At 36.8% G+C, this 15,560-nt stretch carries 17 protein-coding genes, 1 tRNA gene and 1 other annotated feature; of the genes, 17 read left to right on the forward strand and 1 reads right to left on the reverse strand.

Features of this window, described 5'->3' with window-relative positions; translation table 11 throughout:
- Positions 1–153 precede the first annotated feature (153 nt).
- The 6 genes from KUA55_RS01990 (at position 154) to upp (ending at position 5,847) form a co-directional block, all read left to right on the forward strand.
- Entirely contained in the window at positions 154–735 is a 582-nt protein-coding gene (locus KUA55_RS01990) for a thymidine kinase (RefSeq protein WP_218324497.1), read from the forward strand.
- 3 nt (positions 736–738) lie between these two features.
- Positions 739–1,812 carry a peptide chain release factor 1 gene (gene prfA / locus KUA55_RS01995; protein ID WP_218324498.1) on the forward strand — a complete coding sequence of 358 codons (1,074 nt, stop codon included), beginning with the start codon at positions 739–741 and terminating at the stop codon, positions 1,810–1,812.
- Positions 1,805–2,635, forward strand: coding sequence for a peptide chain release factor N(5)-glutamine methyltransferase (gene prmC / locus KUA55_RS02000; protein ID WP_218324499.1), 831 nt, complete (start codon positions 1,805–1,807; stop codon positions 2,633–2,635). The genes prfA and prmC overlap by 8 nt, the downstream gene beginning before the upstream one ends.
- A 193-nt stretch (positions 2,636–2,828) precedes the next feature.
- Positions 2,829–3,839, forward strand: a complete 1,011-nt coding sequence (locus KUA55_RS02005) for an L-threonylcarbamoyladenylate synthase (RefSeq protein ID WP_218324500.1) — start codon at positions 2,829–2,831, stop codon at positions 3,837–3,839.
- A 76-nt stretch (positions 3,840–3,915) separates the two neighbouring features.
- A complete protein-coding gene (gene glyA, locus KUA55_RS02010) occupies positions 3,916–5,148 on the forward strand; it encodes a serine hydroxymethyltransferase (RefSeq protein WP_218324501.1) in 1,233 nt (410 codons plus the stop codon).
- 69 nt (positions 5,149–5,217) lie between these two features.
- Complete coding sequence (gene upp / locus KUA55_RS02015) at positions 5,218–5,847, forward strand: uracil phosphoribosyltransferase (RefSeq protein ID WP_218324502.1); 630 nt, start codon at positions 5,218–5,220, stop codon at positions 5,845–5,847.
- A 48-nt stretch (positions 5,848–5,895) separates the two neighbouring features.
- On the opposite strand, the gene KUA55_RS02020 is transcribed toward upp, so the two are convergent.
- Positions 5,896–6,114 carry a hypothetical protein gene (locus KUA55_RS02020; protein WP_218324815.1) on the reverse strand — a complete coding sequence of 73 codons (219 nt, stop codon included), beginning with the start codon at positions 6,112–6,114 and terminating at the stop codon, positions 5,896–5,898.
- 147 nt (positions 6,115–6,261) lie between these two features.
- On the opposite strand from KUA55_RS02020, the gene KUA55_RS02025 reads away from it, so the two are divergent.
- From KUA55_RS02025 to sufU, 11 genes are all read left to right on the forward strand, one after another.
- Positions 6,262–6,334 (forward strand) — tRNA-Thr (locus KUA55_RS02025).
- Positions 6,335–6,741: 407 nt separating this feature from the next.
- Positions 6,742–7,950: an FtsW/RodA/SpoVE family cell cycle protein gene (locus KUA55_RS02030; protein ID WP_218324503.1), complete on the forward strand. Its 1,209-nt coding sequence runs from the start codon at positions 6,742–6,744 to the stop codon at positions 7,948–7,950.
- Complete coding sequence (locus KUA55_RS02035; protein ID WP_218324504.1) at positions 7,943–8,299, forward strand: arsenate reductase family protein; 357 nt, start codon at positions 7,943–7,945, stop codon at positions 8,297–8,299. The genes KUA55_RS02030 and KUA55_RS02035 overlap by 8 nt, the downstream gene beginning before the upstream one ends.
- Positions 8,299–8,598: a glycine cleavage system H family protein gene (locus KUA55_RS02040; RefSeq protein WP_218324505.1), complete on the forward strand. Its 300-nt coding sequence runs from the start codon at positions 8,299–8,301 to the stop codon at positions 8,596–8,598. The genes KUA55_RS02035 and KUA55_RS02040 overlap by 1 nt, the downstream gene beginning before the upstream one ends.
- A 72-nt stretch (positions 8,599–8,670) precedes the next feature.
- Positions 8,671–8,913 (forward strand) — a binding site (T-box leader).
- A 54-nt stretch (positions 8,914–8,967) separates the two neighbouring features.
- The gene (locus tag KUA55_RS02045) at positions 8,968–9,996 is read left to right on the forward strand and encodes a methionine ABC transporter ATP-binding protein (RefSeq protein ID WP_218324506.1); all 1,029 of its coding nucleotides are present in this window, start codon (positions 8,968–8,970) and stop codon (positions 9,994–9,996) included.
- Positions 9,989–10,684 carry a methionine ABC transporter permease gene (locus KUA55_RS02050; protein WP_218324507.1) on the forward strand — a complete coding sequence of 232 codons (696 nt, stop codon included), beginning with the start codon at positions 9,989–9,991 and terminating at the stop codon, positions 10,682–10,684. The genes KUA55_RS02045 and KUA55_RS02050 overlap by 8 nt, the downstream gene beginning before the upstream one ends.
- Before the next feature lie 63 nt (positions 10,685–10,747).
- Complete coding sequence (locus tag KUA55_RS02055) at positions 10,748–11,596, forward strand: MetQ/NlpA family ABC transporter substrate-binding protein (protein ID WP_218324508.1); 849 nt, start codon at positions 10,748–10,750, stop codon at positions 11,594–11,596.
- A 204-nt stretch (positions 11,597–11,800) separates the two neighbouring features.
- Positions 11,801–12,571 carry a Fe-S cluster assembly ATPase SufC gene (gene sufC / locus KUA55_RS02060; protein ID WP_218324509.1) on the forward strand — a complete coding sequence of 257 codons (771 nt, stop codon included), beginning with the start codon at positions 11,801–11,803 and terminating at the stop codon, positions 12,569–12,571.
- 13 nt (positions 12,572–12,584) lie between these two features.
- Positions 12,585–13,862, forward strand: a complete 1,278-nt coding sequence (gene sufD / locus KUA55_RS02065) for a Fe-S cluster assembly protein SufD (RefSeq protein WP_218324510.1) — start codon at positions 12,585–12,587, stop codon at positions 13,860–13,862.
- Positions 13,862–15,097, forward strand: a complete 1,236-nt coding sequence (locus KUA55_RS02070; protein ID WP_218324511.1) for a cysteine desulfurase — start codon at positions 13,862–13,864, stop codon at positions 15,095–15,097. The genes sufD and KUA55_RS02070 overlap by 1 nt, the downstream gene beginning before the upstream one ends.
- Positions 15,084–15,560 carry a Fe-S cluster assembly sulfur transfer protein SufU gene (gene sufU / locus KUA55_RS02075; protein ID WP_218324512.1) on the forward strand — a complete coding sequence of 159 codons (477 nt, stop codon included), beginning with the start codon at positions 15,084–15,086 and terminating at the stop codon, positions 15,558–15,560. The genes KUA55_RS02070 and sufU overlap by 14 nt, the downstream gene beginning before the upstream one ends.

The following is a 15,560-nucleotide window of genomic DNA, read 5'->3' on the forward strand; positions in this document are numbered from 1 at the left end:
TATTTAATTTTAATTTAAGAAGAGGGATAACAGCTTGTATTTTATTTAATCGTTACAAAATATAGTGAATGGTAGTGAAGCAATAGAAAAATCTGTAAATATCAGTCTTTTTCTGCTATGATATTTTAGGAACTATTTGGAAAGGTGATACTAATGGCACAGCTTTTTTTTAAATACGGCGCAATGAATAGTGGAAAGACTATTGAGATTTTAAAAGTTGCTCACAATTATGAAGAACAGAACAAACCCGTTGTCTTAATGACAAGTGGTTTAGATACAAGAGATGGTGTTGGCAGAATTGCTAGTCGTATCGGCTTAAGTCGTGAGGCGCAACCGATTTTTGCAGACACCAATGTTTTTGAAGAAATTAGGCAGTTAGACTACAAGCCTTATTGTATTTTAATTGATGAAGCACAGTTTCTACTGAAACATCATGTCTTAGAATTTGCTAAAATTGTTGATCAGTTGGGCATACCAGTGATGGCCTTTGGTTTAAAAAATGATTTTAGAAATGAACTATTTGAAGGCTCAAAATATCTTTTATTATATGCAGATAAATTAGAAGAATTAAAAACCATTTGTTGGTTCTGTCACAAAAAGGCAATCATGAACTTGCACTATATTGATGGCAAACCCGTTTATGAAGGAGACCAAGTGCAAATTGGCGGAAATGAAGCTTATTACCCAGTTTGTCGTAACCACTATTTACACCCAGAAATTAAGGAGGAAACATAATCCATGTACGATCAAATGCAAGCAATTGAAGATCGATATGAAGAACTCGGAGAATTATTAAGTGATCCAGCGGTAATCTCTGATACAAATCGTTTTATGCAATTGTCAAAAGAAGAAGCAAATACTCGTGAGACCGTTGAAACTTATCGTCGATACAAAAAGGTCGTTGAAGGAATCAGTGAAGCCGAAGAATTACTAGGTGAAAACTTAGATGCTGAACTAGCTGAAATGGCAAAAGAAGAACTAGCGGATTTAAAAAAAGAAAAAGAAGTATTAGAAGACGAAATCAAAATTTTGTTGCTACCTAAAGATCCTAATGATGATAAAAATATTATTATGGAAATTCGTGGTGCAGCTGGTGGTGATGAAGCAGCTTTATTTGCTGGTGACTTATTTAATATGTACCAAAAATATGCTGAAGGCCAAGGCTGGCGCACTGAAGTTTTAGAAGCAAACGTAACAGGCATCGGCGGTTATAAAGAAGTTATTATGATGATTACTGGTGACAATGTCTACTCAAAATTAAAATATGAAAGTGGCGCCCACAGAGTGCAACGGGTACCATCGACTGAATCGCAAGGTCGGATTCATACTTCAACATCGACAGTGGTAGTCATGCCAGAGGCGGAAGAAGTTGAAATTGATATTGCTGATAAAGATATTCGAACAGATATCTATCATGCTTCAGGCGCCGGCGGGCAGCACGTCAACAAGACTGCATCGGCTGTTCGTTTAACACATATTCCAACTGGAGTGGTGGTAGCAATGCAAGATGAACGTTCACAAATTAAAAATCGCGAAAAAGCTATGAAGATTTTACGTGCCCGAGTGTATGATAAAATTTCATCAGAAGCTCAAAGTGAATACGACGCATCAAGAAAGTCAGCAGTCGGTACTGGTGATCGTTCTGAAAGAATTAGAACATATAATTACCCACAAAATCGGGTAACTGATCATCGGATTGGTTTGACAATCCAAAAACTAGATCAAATTTTAGCTGGTAAATTAGATGAAGTTGTTGATGCTTTGATTCTTTACGATCAAACGAAGAAATTGGAAGAATTACAAAATGTCTAAAAGCTATTTAGAAGTCCTGACCAGGGCTTCTTCTTTTTTAGAGCGTCATGGAAAAGAAGGCCATGCAATAGAATATTTATTTTTAGCACGCAAAAATTGGGATAAAACCACTTGGTTATTAAATATGCGCAAGTCAATCTCACCGGTTGATGAAGCAATGATTGAAGCTGATTTAGCTGAGCTAATGAAAGACATTCCACCCCAATACCTATTAGGTTATGAAGAATTTTATGGTCAAACTTTTAAAGTGACTAAAGACACTTTAATTCCGCGACCTGAAACAGAAGAATTAGTTGCTTTATGTCTAGCTGACAATCCTAAAAAAGATTTAAAAGTAACCGATATCGGGACAGGCACAGGGGTGATCGCCATTAGTTTGAAATTAGCGCGACCTTCTTGGCAAGTCACAGCATTAGATATTTCAACAGCAGCACTGGAAGTGGCAAAAATGAATGCTGAAAATTTGTCTGCAGAAGTTCATTTTAAAAAAAGTGATGTTCTAGCAAAATTGACAGAAAAACAAGATATCATTATTAGTAATCCGCCATATATTTCAGCTGATGAATGGGAATTAATGGATGTCAGTGTCCGTAAGTTTGAACCGAAACAAGCATTATTTGCCGATAATCAAGGATTGGCAATCTATCAGAAAATTGCTAAAGAAGCACCGAAATTATTAAATCCTCAAGGAAAAATTTATTTAGAAATTGGCTTCCAACAGGCAGACTCTGTTAAAGAAATCTTTCAACAAGCTTTTCCAGCTAAAGAAGTCAATCTGAAAAAAGATTTGTTTGGTTTGGATCGGATGATTGTCGTTGAATAAAATCTGGGGATAAAAATTTTATTTTTCTTTCATAATTTATAAAAAAACTGATGGTATCAGTCTTGAAAACGAATTAAAAGTTATCAACAAGGTTATGCACACTTGACAAAAGATTTATCCACAAGTCGTGGGTAACTTAAAATAAGTGTTTGGAAAATTGGGAAATCAAGATAATAGGAGTTGTGGATAAACTGTGGAAACAAAAATATTTAAAGCGGCAGATTTGCCGCAGGTGATTGATTTATTAAAAAGCGGCGAGGTAGTCGCTTTTCCCACGGAAACTGTCTATGGATTGGGTGCTGACGCGCTTTTGCCAGCAGCTGTCAAGCAAGTTTTTGCGGTCAAAGGACGTCCCGCTGACAATCCTTTAATTGTGCACGTATCAGACTTTGAAATGACGAAACAATTTGTGGAAAAGTATCATCCTTTAACTCAACAGATCATAAAAGAATTCTGGCCAGGACCGTTGACATTAATTTTTGAATTAAAAAAAGGTGCATTAAATCCTGTTGTTACAGGTGGTTTATCCACAGCAGCATTTCGAGTGCCAGACAATAAAATAACGTTAAAATTAATAAAAGAAGCGGGATTTCCTTTAGTCGGACCTAGTGCCAATACCTCTGGCAAGCCGAGTCCAACGACAGCTGAACATGTCTATCACGATTTAAATGGAAAAATAGCAGGGATTCTAGATGACGGTGCGACACAAATTGGTGTTGAATCAACCGTATTAGATTTAAGTGGTGACGTACCGACTATTTTACGACCGGGAGCAGTCACTAAGGAAATTTTGGAAGATGTTTTAGGAATTGAGGTTCCTCTGGATGCTCATTTGGTAAAAGAAACTGAAACACCAAAAGCACCGGGAATGAAATATAAACACTATTCGCCGGACACACCGGTTTATATGGTGGAAAATTCTGATTGGCCAGCCGCTATTGATTGGGCAAAAAGTGAGAATTTACGAGTGGGTATTTTAGCAGGTCCAGCGATTAGTGATAAATTTACTGGATTGAATCATTTTATTTTTGAGAACGATTCGATTGAAGCAGCTACTCATGGTTTGTTTAGTGGGTTACGAGCACTGGATCAGAGAGAAGATGTTGACATCATATTTGCTAATGTTTTTTCTGAGATAGATCTAGGTTTGGCTTATATGAATCGATTAAAAAAAGCGGCAGGACAAAAATACTTCAAAAAATAATTTGGCATAATATTCGATAAAAGGTTACAAATCTCGTATACTTAAAACTACTAAACAGTTAAGGGGTGGAGTGTTGATGAATTACAAAGAATTAGACCCAGATTTATGGCGAGCAGTTTCCTTAGAGGAGGAGCGCCAACAGAACAATTTAGAATTGATCGCATCAGAAAATATTGTTTCAACGGCTGTTCGTGCAGCGCAAGGGACCGTTTTAACGAATAAATACGCAGAAGGTTACCCTGGTCGTCGTTATTATGGTGGTTGTGAATTTATTGATATTGTAGAAAATTTAGCAATTGATCGTGCCAAGGAATTATTTGATGCAAAATTTGCGAATGTTCAAGCTCATTCTGGTTCTCAAGCCAATCAAGCAGCTTATTTGTCACTGATTGAAGCTGGTGACTTAGTTTTAGGAATGGATTTATCAGCGGGCGGTCACTTAACTCATGGTTCTCCGGTAAACTTTAGCGGGAAAACCTATCACTTTGTAGGCTATGGTGTTGATCCAGAGTCTGAAACTATTGATTACGATGTTGTGCGCCAATTAGCGCTTGAACACAAACCAAAATTAATTGTCGCAGGAGCAAGTGCTTATTCTAGAACAATTGATTTTGCTAAGTTTAAAGAAATTGCTGATGAAGTTGATGCAAAATTAATGGTAGATATGGCCCATATTGCTGGATTGGTTGCGACTGGATTACATCCAAATCCAGTGCCATATGCTGATATTGTTACTTCTACGACTCATAAAACTTTGCGAGGACCTCGTGGTGGATTAATTTTAACTAATAATCCTGAGTTAGCGAAAAAAATCAATAGCGCTGTTTTTCCAGGAACGCAAGGTGGCCCATTGGAGCACGTAATTGCTGCTAAAGCTGTCGCATTTAAAGAAGCTTTAATGCCTGATTTTAAAGAATACAGCCAACAAGTTTTAAATAATATTAAAGCGATGGAAACTGTTTTCAATGATACGCCAGAAATGCGAGTTGTCTCAGGCGGCAGTGACAATCATTTACTTTTATTAGATTTAGCTGGTTTTGAGATTAGTGGACGTGAAGCTGAAGAAATGTTGGATTCAGTGAATATTACTGTAAACAAAAATTCAATTCCGTTTGAAACAAAAAGCCCAAGAGAAACCAGTGGCATTCGTGTCGGTACAGCGGCGATTACTTCTCGTGGTTTTGATGAAGAAGATACAAAAGCGGTAGCACAAGCAATTATCGCTACACTAAAATCAAAAGGTGACAGCCAACAATTAGATAAAGTGAAAGCTGAAGTGTTGAGACTCACTCAGAAAAATCCTTTGTAAGAAAAACTTTTCTTATGGAAAAAGATAGCTTATAATAAGACAAAATGAGCACAAAAGGAGCAATTAAAAATGGGTAAGTTTCAAGTAATCGATCATCCTTTAATTCAACACAAATTAACAATTATTCGCGATAAAAACTGTGGTACAAAAGTTTTCCGTGAGGTTGTAGACGAAATTGCCATGTTAATGGCTTATGAAGTTTCTCGCGATATGCCTTTAGAAGATGTAGAGATCGAAACACCAATCACTATGTCCACTCAAAAAACTTTGTCAGGAAAAAAAGTGGCAATTGTGCCAATCTTGCGTGCAGGTCTAGGAATGGTTGATGGTATTTTAGAATTAATTCCAGCTGCCAAAGTAGGTCATGTGGGAATGTTCCGTGATGAAGAAACTTTAAAACCACACGAATATTTCTTTAAAATGCCAGAAGATATTGATTCTCGTCAATTATTCGTAGTCGATCCAATGTTAGCGACTGGTGGATCTGCGATCATGGCAATTGATTCATTAAAAAAACGTGGCGCTTCTAACATCAAATTCGTTTGTTTAGTTGCTGCTCCAGAAGGCGTAAAAGTATTACAAGATGCTCATCCAGATGTTGATATTTATACTGCAGCATTAGATGATCATTTAAATGAACAAGGATACATTGTACCTGGTTTAGGTGATGCAGGCGACCGTTTATTCGGTACTAAATAAGAAAAAGACCGATTCTTTTTAAAGAATCGGTCTTTTATCTTATCAGCTTTAAATTTTTTCTAGCTGTTTGTAGTTAATTACAGCGACACCATTTGATTCATTTATCAAATTTGTATTTGCTGTTGTTTCATCGATCTCAACAATTGCTGCGTTACGTAGTTGTTTCGTTACCTTACCAGTTTGTTTCTTACCATGAACAGTAAAAGTAACTTGCGTAGTAATAGGAAAAGTTTTTCCTAATTCGGAAGGGTCGATCTGCGTGTCCATTTTACCAAATGTTGCCAAAAAAACTCGCCTCCTTTAGTGTTACACATTACATTATAACATTTTTTAGCCATTTTTTCATCTATGGGACTTTTTCGAAGGTTTGCCTTTACTTTTTTTGAAAAGTTGCCTATAATTTTTTTGTAGTTTGCCAGCTTAGCTCAGTCGGTAGAGCAACGCACTCGTAACGCGTAGGTCACAGGTTCGATTCCTGCAGCTGGCATAAAAAGACAAATCCACGCCAAAATGTGGATTTGTCTTTTTTAATTTAAAATATAAATAAATTATTTTAGCTTAATACCTAAAGTTTCATCTTTCGGTATAAAAAGTTACTTTTTTAACTGAACGTATTCCTTGACCATACCCATCCATTGATTATTATGTTTAAAGAGATTATTTTTTTGCAATTTACTACGTTTACTTTATAAAATTTATACCATCAATCCTATTTATTTAAAAAACTATTTTCAGTAAAATTCTTATAAAGCCAAATTTTTTTTATTTTTACCATATGTGTAAATAATACGTGCTCTTTTTTCAAAGTTTTTCAAAAGACCGATGATTGCCGCTTTGTTTTATCATCAGGAGCGTCTATAATGTAACAGTATACTGGTGGAAAAGAGATGAAAAATGGATAAAAAAAGAAAAAGAAGCAATGATGACAGTCGCATTGATTATGGTGTGATTTTACCAGTCTTTGTTTTATGTCTAATCGGTTTATTGTCATTGTATGTTGCTCTGGGTCATGACCCGAGAAATCCTAATGTATTTACTAGCTTATCGATGCAAGCTTTATGGTACATCGTCGGAGCTGTTGCAATTATAATTATTATTCACTTTAATGCGAAATTTATTTGGAAAGTTACACCATTTTTGTATGGCCTTGGTTTGGCGGTCATGCTGGCCTTATTAAGATTTTATGATCCTGCATTGGCAGCTTCAACAGGTTCGAAAAACTGGTTCCGCTTTGGGAGTTTAACCTTTCAACCGGCGGAATTAATGAAAATTGCCTATATTTTGATGATGGCTTATGTGATTACAAGACATAATGTAGCTCATCGTGTGCGCAGTTTAAGAAGTGATTTGAAATTAATTGGTAAAATGTTTTTAGTCACGATTCCAGTCTTAGGCTTAATCATGGCACAAAATGATTTCGGAACAATGCTGGTCTTCTTTGCGATATTTGCAGGTATGTTTTTAATGTCCGGAATCTCTTGGATTATTATTATCCCGGTAATGAGTTTGGCGGTTCTTTTAGCAGGATCCGTTATTTTTCTAGTAACAACTGATTCTGGCCGTGAAGTGCTAAGCTTTATTGGTTTTAAGAATTATCAGTTTTCCCGGATTGATTCATGGTTAGATCCTTTCCATGACCCACAGGGAGATAGCTTTCAATTAGCCCATTCTTTAATGGCAATTGGTTCTGGAGGTATGTTTGGTAAAGGCTACAATGTAAGTAGTGTTTACGTACCAGTACGTGAATCTGATATGATTTTTACCGTTTTTGGTGAAAATTTTGGTTTTGTCGGCGGTGCATTGATTATTTTATTATATTTCTTACTGATTTATCGGATGATTCGGGTCAGTTTTGACATGAACAATGAATTTTATGCTTATATATCGACTGGGATTATTATGATGATTTTATTCCACGTCTTTGAAAATATTGGTGCAAATATCGGACTATTACCGTTGACTGGGATTCCTTTGCCATTTATTAGTCAAGGGGGATCATCAATTATAGGGAATATGATTGGTGTCGGTCTAATTTTATCCATGCGGTATCAAAGTAAAAAAAATCCAGAAATTGAGCTTCACAGGAGGGCGCGACGTGTATAAATTTTATTGGTATCCAAAATGTTCTACTTGTAGAAAAGCAAAAGCTTGGCTAGAAGAAAATCAAGTTCAATTTGAAACAATTGATTTAGTTCAAGCAACACCAAGTCAAAAGGATTTCGAAAAATGGTTGACCAATAGTGAGTTGCCATTACGGAGATTTTTTAATACTAGCGGGATGAAATATCGTGAACTAGAATTAAAAGATAAAGTTCCAGAAATGAGCATCCCGGAAGCTAGCAAATTATTAGCTAGTGATGGCATGCTAGTAAAGCGACCAATGATTATTAAAGACAATCACTTTGTAGTGAATGGTTTTAAAGATACAACTTATGAAGAGGTGTTTAGTTAATGGCAAATGAAAAAAACGGTTTATGGCTAGATGAAACAGATGATTTTACAACGATTGGTCTTACATTAACGTCTTTAGATGAGTTAGGCGAAATCTCGTTTGCTTCTTTACCTAAAGTAGGCCAAATTTTAGCAATGGATGATGTTTTGGCAGAATTAGAAGCTGAAAAAGCAGTAAGTGAATTTAAAAGTCCAGTAGCAGGAACAGTTTCAGAAATCAATCAAATTTTCTTGCAAACTCCAGAAAAAATTGATCCTAAAGACGAAGTTGCTGCGTGGATCGTCAAAATTAAAAAATAAGCCGAGAAAAATTAAGCTTGATGAATTTGTTGACAGAGATTTCTTAGACTGCTATAATTCATTTCAACATAACAACAAGCAATGAAAAGAAGAGTATATCTAAACAAGTCATACAGAGAGTTCCGGTAGCTGAAAAGGAATGGAGTTGCATAGGTAGAAGATGGTCTTTGAGCTTTAGCGGACGATGAGTTCGTTACGGGTGTGCCCGATATAGCACCTAAGTATGCGTCGTTGACAAGTACTTGAAGAGGTTATTATTGCGAGATAATGACAAAAATAGGTGGTAACACGAAAGTTTGAGCTTTCGTCCTAAGTGTATCTTTTTATACATTTGGGGCGGAGGCTTTTTTTGTTGGAGGAGGAAGATTTATGGGATTCATCGAACTTAGTCAAGTCGTAAAAACATTTAGCGGCAAAGTTGGCACAGTTCATGCGGTACAAGGCATTAATTTAACTGTCGAAAAAGGTGACGTATTTGGTATTGTTGGTTATTCAGGGGCAGGGAAAAGTACGTTGGTTCGTTTATTAAATGGACTTGAAACACCAACTGCTGGTGAAGTCATCGTCGATGGTGAAGACATTACAAAATTAAAAGGAAATCAGTTGCGACAATTTCGCAAAAAAGTGGGCATGATTTTTCAGCATTTTAATATTTTGTGGTCACGAACGGTTTTAGAAAATATTCAATTGCCTTTAGAATTAGCCGGAGTACCAAAAGAACGACGAAAAGGTCGGGCGGAAGAATTATTAAAATTAGTTGGCTTAGAGGGCCGTGGTAATGCCTACCCATCACAATTATCTGGTGGGCAAAAACAAAGAGTTGGAATTGCGCGGGCATTAGCAAATGATCCAGATATTCTTTTATGTGACGAAGCCACTAGTGCTTTAGATCCACAAACAACCGAAGAAGTGTTGGAATTATTGGCAGATATTAACCAACAATTAGGCTTAACCATTGTCTTAATCACTCATGAAATGAATGTGGTTAGAAAAATTTGTAATAAAGTCGCAGTAATGGAGTTAGGAAAAATTGTGGAAGAAGGCAATGTTCAAGAAGTTTTCCGTCATCCACAACAAGCCGTGACTAAAATTTTTGTACAACAAGAATTAGAACCTAAAAATGACCCAGCTGCCTTACTAGCAGAGTTTATCAAAGAAAACCCAACAGGAACATTGGCTTCGTTACAATTTGTCGAAAACAATGCGGGTGAACCAGTCGTCTCACAAGCTATTAGAAATTTTGATGTGAATGTTAGTATCATTTACGGCAACATCGAACGAGCGGCTGGTAATTCTTTTGGTACTTTGACTGTGCAATTAACAGGTAGCGAAGTCACCAAGGCTATCGAATTTTTCGAAAGTCAAAAAGTTGGGGTGGAGGTGTTGCATCATGGCTAATAATAATCAAAGTTTTGTAGAACAATATTTGAATTTTAGCAATGTTGATCCTACCACAATGAAAGAAGCTGTTAGAGATACTTTATATATGACGATCGTTTCGATGGTAATTGTTTTGGTTTTAGGTTTGCTTTTAGGTCTGTTGCTTTATTCAATTGGTCGTAAGAAATCTTTTGCCAGAAGTATCTTATACGGTATCGTATCGATTTTAAGTAATATTTTCCGTTCGACACCGTTTATGATTTTGATGGTGTTAATTATTCCATTTACACGAGCTTTAGTTGGAACGATTTTAGGAGCTCAGGCAGCCATTCCGGCCTTAGTTTTATCAGCAGCACCATTTTATGCACGCTTGGTTGAAATTGCTTTTCGTGAGGTTGACAGTGGTGTGCTAGAAGCTGCTGATGCAATGGGTGCTAATTATTTTCAAACGATTATCAAAGTTTTGATTCCAGAAAGTTTACCAGCGTTGATCTCTGGCTTAACTGTAACTACTGTTTCCATGATTGGTTTTACAGCGATGGCGGGGGCAATTGGTGCAGGAGGACTTGGTTCACTGGCGTGGCAAGAAGGCTTCCAACGAGGAAATTATACTGTAACTTTTGTAGCAACAATCATTATTCTAATTATTGTATTCATTGTTCAAGGGGTCGGAGATTTCTTAACAAAGAAAACCGACAAACGTTGAGAGTAAATTCAGGATTCAATGAAATAAAAAATAGATTATCTTAAAATATGGGAGGAAATATTTATGAAGAAATGGGCAGGATTAGTAGCATTGGGATTAGTGACATTTGGCTTAGCAGCATGTGGTAATAGTGATTCATCAAGTTCTGATAGTTCAGGCGGCGATAGTAATACATTAGTGGTGGGCGCTTCACCAACCCCTCATGCTGAAATCTTAGAACATGTAAAACCGATTTTAGAAAAAGAGGGTGTGAACTTAGAAATCAAAAAATTTGATGACTATGTTCTACCAAATAAAGCTTTAGCAGATGGTGATATTGATGCCAATTATTTCCAACATCTACCATTCTTAAATAAAGCCATCAAAGAAAATGATTATAAATTCAGTAACGTTGGTGCCATTCATATTGAGCCAATGGGGTTGTACTCACAAGATGTCAAAAATATTGATGACATTCCTGAAGGAACGACAATTATTACCTCGAATTCAGAATCTGACTGGGGCCGAATTATTACTATCTTAAAAAATGCTGGTCTAGTTGATGTTAAAGAAGGAACCGATTTAGAGACTGCAACTTTTGATGATATTACAGACAATCCTAAAAACCTTGAATTTAAACACGATATTGATCCATCGTTGTTAACTACAACCTATCAAAATGAACCAAAAACAGTTGTTGCAATTAATGCCAACTTTGCCTATGGTGCTGGTTTAAATCCATTGGAAGATTCAATTGCTTTAGAAGAAGATAACTCACCATACGTAAATGTATTAGTGTCACGCACAGAAGATAAAGATAACGAAAATATCCAAAAATTAAATGATGTATTACATCAAAAAGAAGTACAAGACTGGATCCTTAAAAAATGGGGCGGTTCAGTTAAACCAGTAGCTAGTGATGCTGGTGAATGATCAAATAAATAATGTTGAAACTCTGGAGACGAAAAAACGTTTTCAGAGTTTTTTTATTGAAAGATCCTTGCTATTTTCTGAAATTATAATTATTCTAAATAAAGATTATTTTTTTAAAGAATTTTATCGGAATTCGTTTGTATTCCATTCTCATTTAGATTAAAATATGTGAGAACGGAAAAATATTTTTTTGGAGGGAAATTCATGTCAGTTTTAGAAATCAAAGACTTACACGTAGCCATTGAAGATAAAGAGATCTTAAAAGGTGTTAATTTAATCATGAAAACCGGCGAAATCCACGCAGTCATGGGACCAAACGGAACAGGAAAATCAACCTTATCAGCAGCCATCATGGGTAACCCAAATTACGAAGTGACCCAAGGAGAAATCTTATTTGATGGAAAAAATATTTTAGAGTTAGAAGTGGATGAAAGAGCCCGTCTAGGACTATTTTTAGCGATGCAATATCCAAGTGAAATTCCTGGTGTGACCAACGCTGAATTTATGCGAGCAGCTATGAATGCGCGCCGTCCAGAAGACGATAAAATTTCAGTCATGCAATTTTTGAAAAAACTAGATAAACAAATGGCTTTATTAAATATGCCAGAAGAAATGGCTGAACGATACTTAAACGAAGGCTTTTCTGGTGGAGAGAAAAAACGGAACGAAATTCTACAATTATTGATGATTGAACCAACATTTGCGATTTTGGACGAAATTGATTCTGGTTTAGATATTGATGCTCTAAAAGTTGTATCAAAAGGTATCAATGCTTTAAGAGGAGAAAATTTTGGCGCCTTAGTGATTACTCACTATCAACGTTTATTAAATTATATCGTGCCAGATGTGGTACACATCATGATGGATGGCAAAATTGTCTTAACAGGTGACGCTGACTTAGCGCGTCGTCTAGAAGCAGAAGGCTATGCCGGCATTTCAAAAGAATTAGGTATTGACTACAAAGAAGAAGTTTAGGAGGGCAAGATAAATGACAAAATGGATTGATTATCTTGAAGACGTGCAACGCTATTCAGCGGCATGGGAAGAACCTCAATGGCTGACTGATTTGCGGGTAGATGCCTTAAGTAAAATTGATGAACTACCTTTACCAACGATTGAAAAAGTTCGTTTCGCTCGTTGGAATTTATATAATGTGAAACCTGAAGCAGAAGTAACTACTGGAAATGTCCCTGATTTTTCTAATATGTCAGACAATCCAATGGTAGTTCAACAAGGTGAACAAACCGTATTTGAACAGATTTCACCGGAGTTAGTTGAACAAGGTGTAATTTTCACTGACTTTGTAACAGCAGTCAAGGAACATGGTGACTTAGTGAGAGAGTATTTCATGACAAAAGCTGTGCCTTACACAGAAAATTCATTAACTGCTTTACATGCAGCTTTTATGAACAACGGTGTATTCTTGTACGTGCCAAAAAATGTTGTGATTGAAAAACCTTTAGAAAGTTTATTTTTACATGATGGTAACGCGGATGCACATTTCTTTAAACATGTATTAATTGTTGCGGAAGACAACAGCCAATTTTCATATTTGGAACGCTTTGAATCTCATGGCAATGAAGCGAAAAAATTAACTGGTAATGTGGTAGTAGAAGTGATCACCAAACCAGGTGCCCAAGTAAAATTCTCAGCAGTGGATTCACTGGGTGAAAATATTACGACTTATATGAACCGTCGCGGATATTTACTAAGAGATTCTATGATTGACTGGGCGATCGGTGTTATGAATGATGGTAACGTGATTGCTGATTTTGATTCTGATTTAGTGGGTGACGGTGCTCATTCTGAAGTGAAAATTGTAGCCATTAGTACTGGTAAACAAGTTCAAGGAATTGATACGCGAGTGACCAATAAAGCGCCGCATACAATTGGACACATTTTACAACATGGTGTCATTTTAGAAAAATCTACTTTAACTTTTAACGGTATTGGACATATTTTAAAAGGTGCCAAAGGAGCAGATGCGCAACAAGAAAGTCGCGTATTAATGCTTTCAACAAAATCTCGTGGCGATGCCAATCCGATTCTATTAATTGATGAAAATGAAGTCACTGCTGGTCACGCAGCCAGTGTGGGTCGTGTAGATCCAGATGAATTATTCTATTTAATGAGCCGGGGACTAAAAAAAGATGAAGCACAGCGTTTAGTTATTCGTGGCTTCTTAGGTCCAGTTTTAACGGCGATTCCAGTGAAAGCGACGCAAGATCAGTTAATTGCCACCATCGAAGGGAAGTTGACGAAATAATGAAAGATTTTTCTAGCCTTAGAAATGATTTTCCCATTTTATTTCAAGATGTAAATGACGAACCACTGGTTTATTTAGATAATGCAGCAACGACTCAAAAACCTACCCAAGTACTAGATGTTTTACGTTACTACTACGAACACGACAATGCTAATGTTCATCGTGGTGTTCATACTTTAGCGGAACGCGCAACCAAAGATTACGAAGCAAGTCGTGAAAAAGTCCGTAAGTTTATTAATGCTGGTGAAACAGCAGAAGTTTTATTTACCCGGGGAACGACGACTGGATTAAACTGGTTGGCGCGAAGTTATGGCGATGCTTTCGTAAAAGAAGGCGATGAAATTGTCATCTCTTATATGGAACATCATTCAAACATTATTCCTTGGCAACAATTAGCGGATCGCAAAGGAGCAACTTTACGCTATCTTTCTATTACTGACGAAGGTCATTTAGACATGGAAGAAGTCGAAAAAGTTATCAACAAAAAAACAGCGATTGTTTCATTAGCTCATGTATCAAATGTTTTAGGTGTCGTTAATCCGATTAAAGAAATTGCTCAATTAGCGCACGCCAACGATGCAGTAATGATTGTTGATGGTGCCCAATCGACGCCACATATGAAGGTGGATGTGCAAGATTTAGATGCTGACTTTTTTGCTTTTAGTGGGCATAAAATGTGCGGTCCAACTGGAATCGGTGTATTATATGGCAAACGTAAATATTTAGACGCAATGGAACCAGTTGATTTTGGTGGCGAAATGATTGACTTCGTGAATCTTTTTGACAGTACTTGGAAAGAATTACCTTGGAAATTTGAAGCAGGTACACCAAATATTGCTGGCGCAATTGCTCTAGGTGGTGCGATTGATTATTTGAACGAAATTGGGATTGAAAATATTCACCAATATGAACAAGAATTGGTTGATTACGTTTTACCAAAATTGCAAAACATTGAAGGGGTAACTATTTATGGCCCGCAAGATGTAGCTAGTCATACGGGTGTGATTGCTTTCAATATTGACGGCGTGCATCCTCATGATTTAGCGACTGCTTTAGACATGGAAGGTGTCGCGGTCAGAGCAGGACATCATTGTGCCCAACCTTTAATGAAATACTTAAATGTCCCGGCAACAGCTCGGGCAAGCTTTTATTTCTATAATACAAAAGCAGATGCTGATCGGTTGATTTTTGCAATCGAAGCAACGAAGGAGTTTTTCAAAGATGGCCTTATCTAAACTAGATAATTTATATCGCCAAGTCATTTTGGATCATTCAAGTCATCCCCATCATTTTGGAAAGATTAGTGGAGATTCTACTGCAAATATTGAAATGAATAATCCAACCTGTGGTGATGTAATCGAATTGGAATTAGCAGTAAAAGATGGAAAGATTGAAGACATCGCTTTTTCTGGCAGTGGCTGTTCTATTTCCTCTGCGTCTGCGTCAATGATGACCGATGTAGTGATTGGAAAACCAGTGGAAGAAGCCGAACATTTGGCAGTTGTTTTTGCTCAAATGGTACAGGGCAACGAAATCTCAGAAGAAGACAGTGATGCCCTCGGTGATGCCGCAATGCTATCAGGTGTGGCGAAATTCCCCGCCCGCATCAAATGCTCGACTTTAGCTTGGAAAGCTTTAGGAAAAGCTTTAACTGACGAAACTGGTCAAGCCAAAGAAGAACAACTTCATAACGAATAG

It is taken from the genome of Enterococcus alishanensis, assembly GCF_019218635.1.
Taxonomy (GTDB): Bacteria; Bacillota; Bacilli; order Lactobacillales; family Enterococcaceae; genus Enterococcus_A; species Enterococcus_A alishanensis.

What these genes read in the sequence shown, in the direction of transcription:
- sufD (WP_218324510.1), top strand. Translation starts at nt 12,585, where the DNA reads ATGACAAAATGGATTGATTATCTTGAAGACGTGCAACGCTATTCAGCG.
- prmC (WP_218324499.1), top strand. Translation starts at nt 1,805, where the DNA reads ATGTCTAAAAGCTATTTAGAAGTCCTGACCAGGGCTTCTTCTTTTTTA.
- sufU (WP_218324512.1), top strand. Translation starts at nt 15,084, where the DNA reads ATGGCCTTATCTAAACTAGATAATTTATATCGCCAAGTCATTTTGGAT.
- KUA55_RS02050 (WP_218324507.1), top strand. Translation starts at nt 9,989, where the DNA reads ATGGCTAATAATAATCAAAGTTTTGTAGAACAATATTTGAATTTTAGC.
- KUA55_RS01990 (WP_218324497.1), top strand. Translation starts at nt 154, where the DNA reads ATGGCACAGCTTTTTTTTAAATACGGCGCAATGAATAGTGGAAAGACT.
- prfA (WP_218324498.1), top strand. Translation starts at nt 739, where the DNA reads ATGTACGATCAAATGCAAGCAATTGAAGATCGATATGAAGAACTCGGA.
- glyA (WP_218324501.1), top strand. Translation starts at nt 3,916, where the DNA reads ATGAATTACAAAGAATTAGACCCAGATTTATGGCGAGCAGTTTCCTTA.
- upp (WP_218324502.1), top strand. Translation starts at nt 5,218, where the DNA reads ATGGGTAAGTTTCAAGTAATCGATCATCCTTTAATTCAACACAAATTA.
- KUA55_RS02045 (WP_218324506.1), top strand. Translation starts at nt 8,968, where the DNA reads ATGGGATTCATCGAACTTAGTCAAGTCGTAAAAACATTTAGCGGCAAA.
- KUA55_RS02030 (WP_218324503.1), top strand. Translation starts at nt 6,742, where the DNA reads ATGGATAAAAAAAGAAAAAGAAGCAATGATGACAGTCGCATTGATTAT.
- KUA55_RS02040 (WP_218324505.1), top strand. Translation starts at nt 8,299, where the DNA reads ATGGCAAATGAAAAAAACGGTTTATGGCTAGATGAAACAGATGATTTT.
- KUA55_RS02070 (WP_218324511.1), top strand. Translation starts at nt 13,862, where the DNA reads ATGAAAGATTTTTCTAGCCTTAGAAATGATTTTCCCATTTTATTTCAA.
- KUA55_RS02020 (WP_218324815.1), bottom strand. Translation starts at nt 6,114, where the DNA reads ATGGACACGCAGATCGACCCTTCCGAATTAGGAAAAACTTTTCCTATT.
- KUA55_RS02055 (WP_218324508.1), top strand. Translation starts at nt 10,748, where the DNA reads ATGAAGAAATGGGCAGGATTAGTAGCATTGGGATTAGTGACATTTGGC.
- sufC (WP_218324509.1), top strand. Translation starts at nt 11,801, where the DNA reads ATGTCAGTTTTAGAAATCAAAGACTTACACGTAGCCATTGAAGATAAA.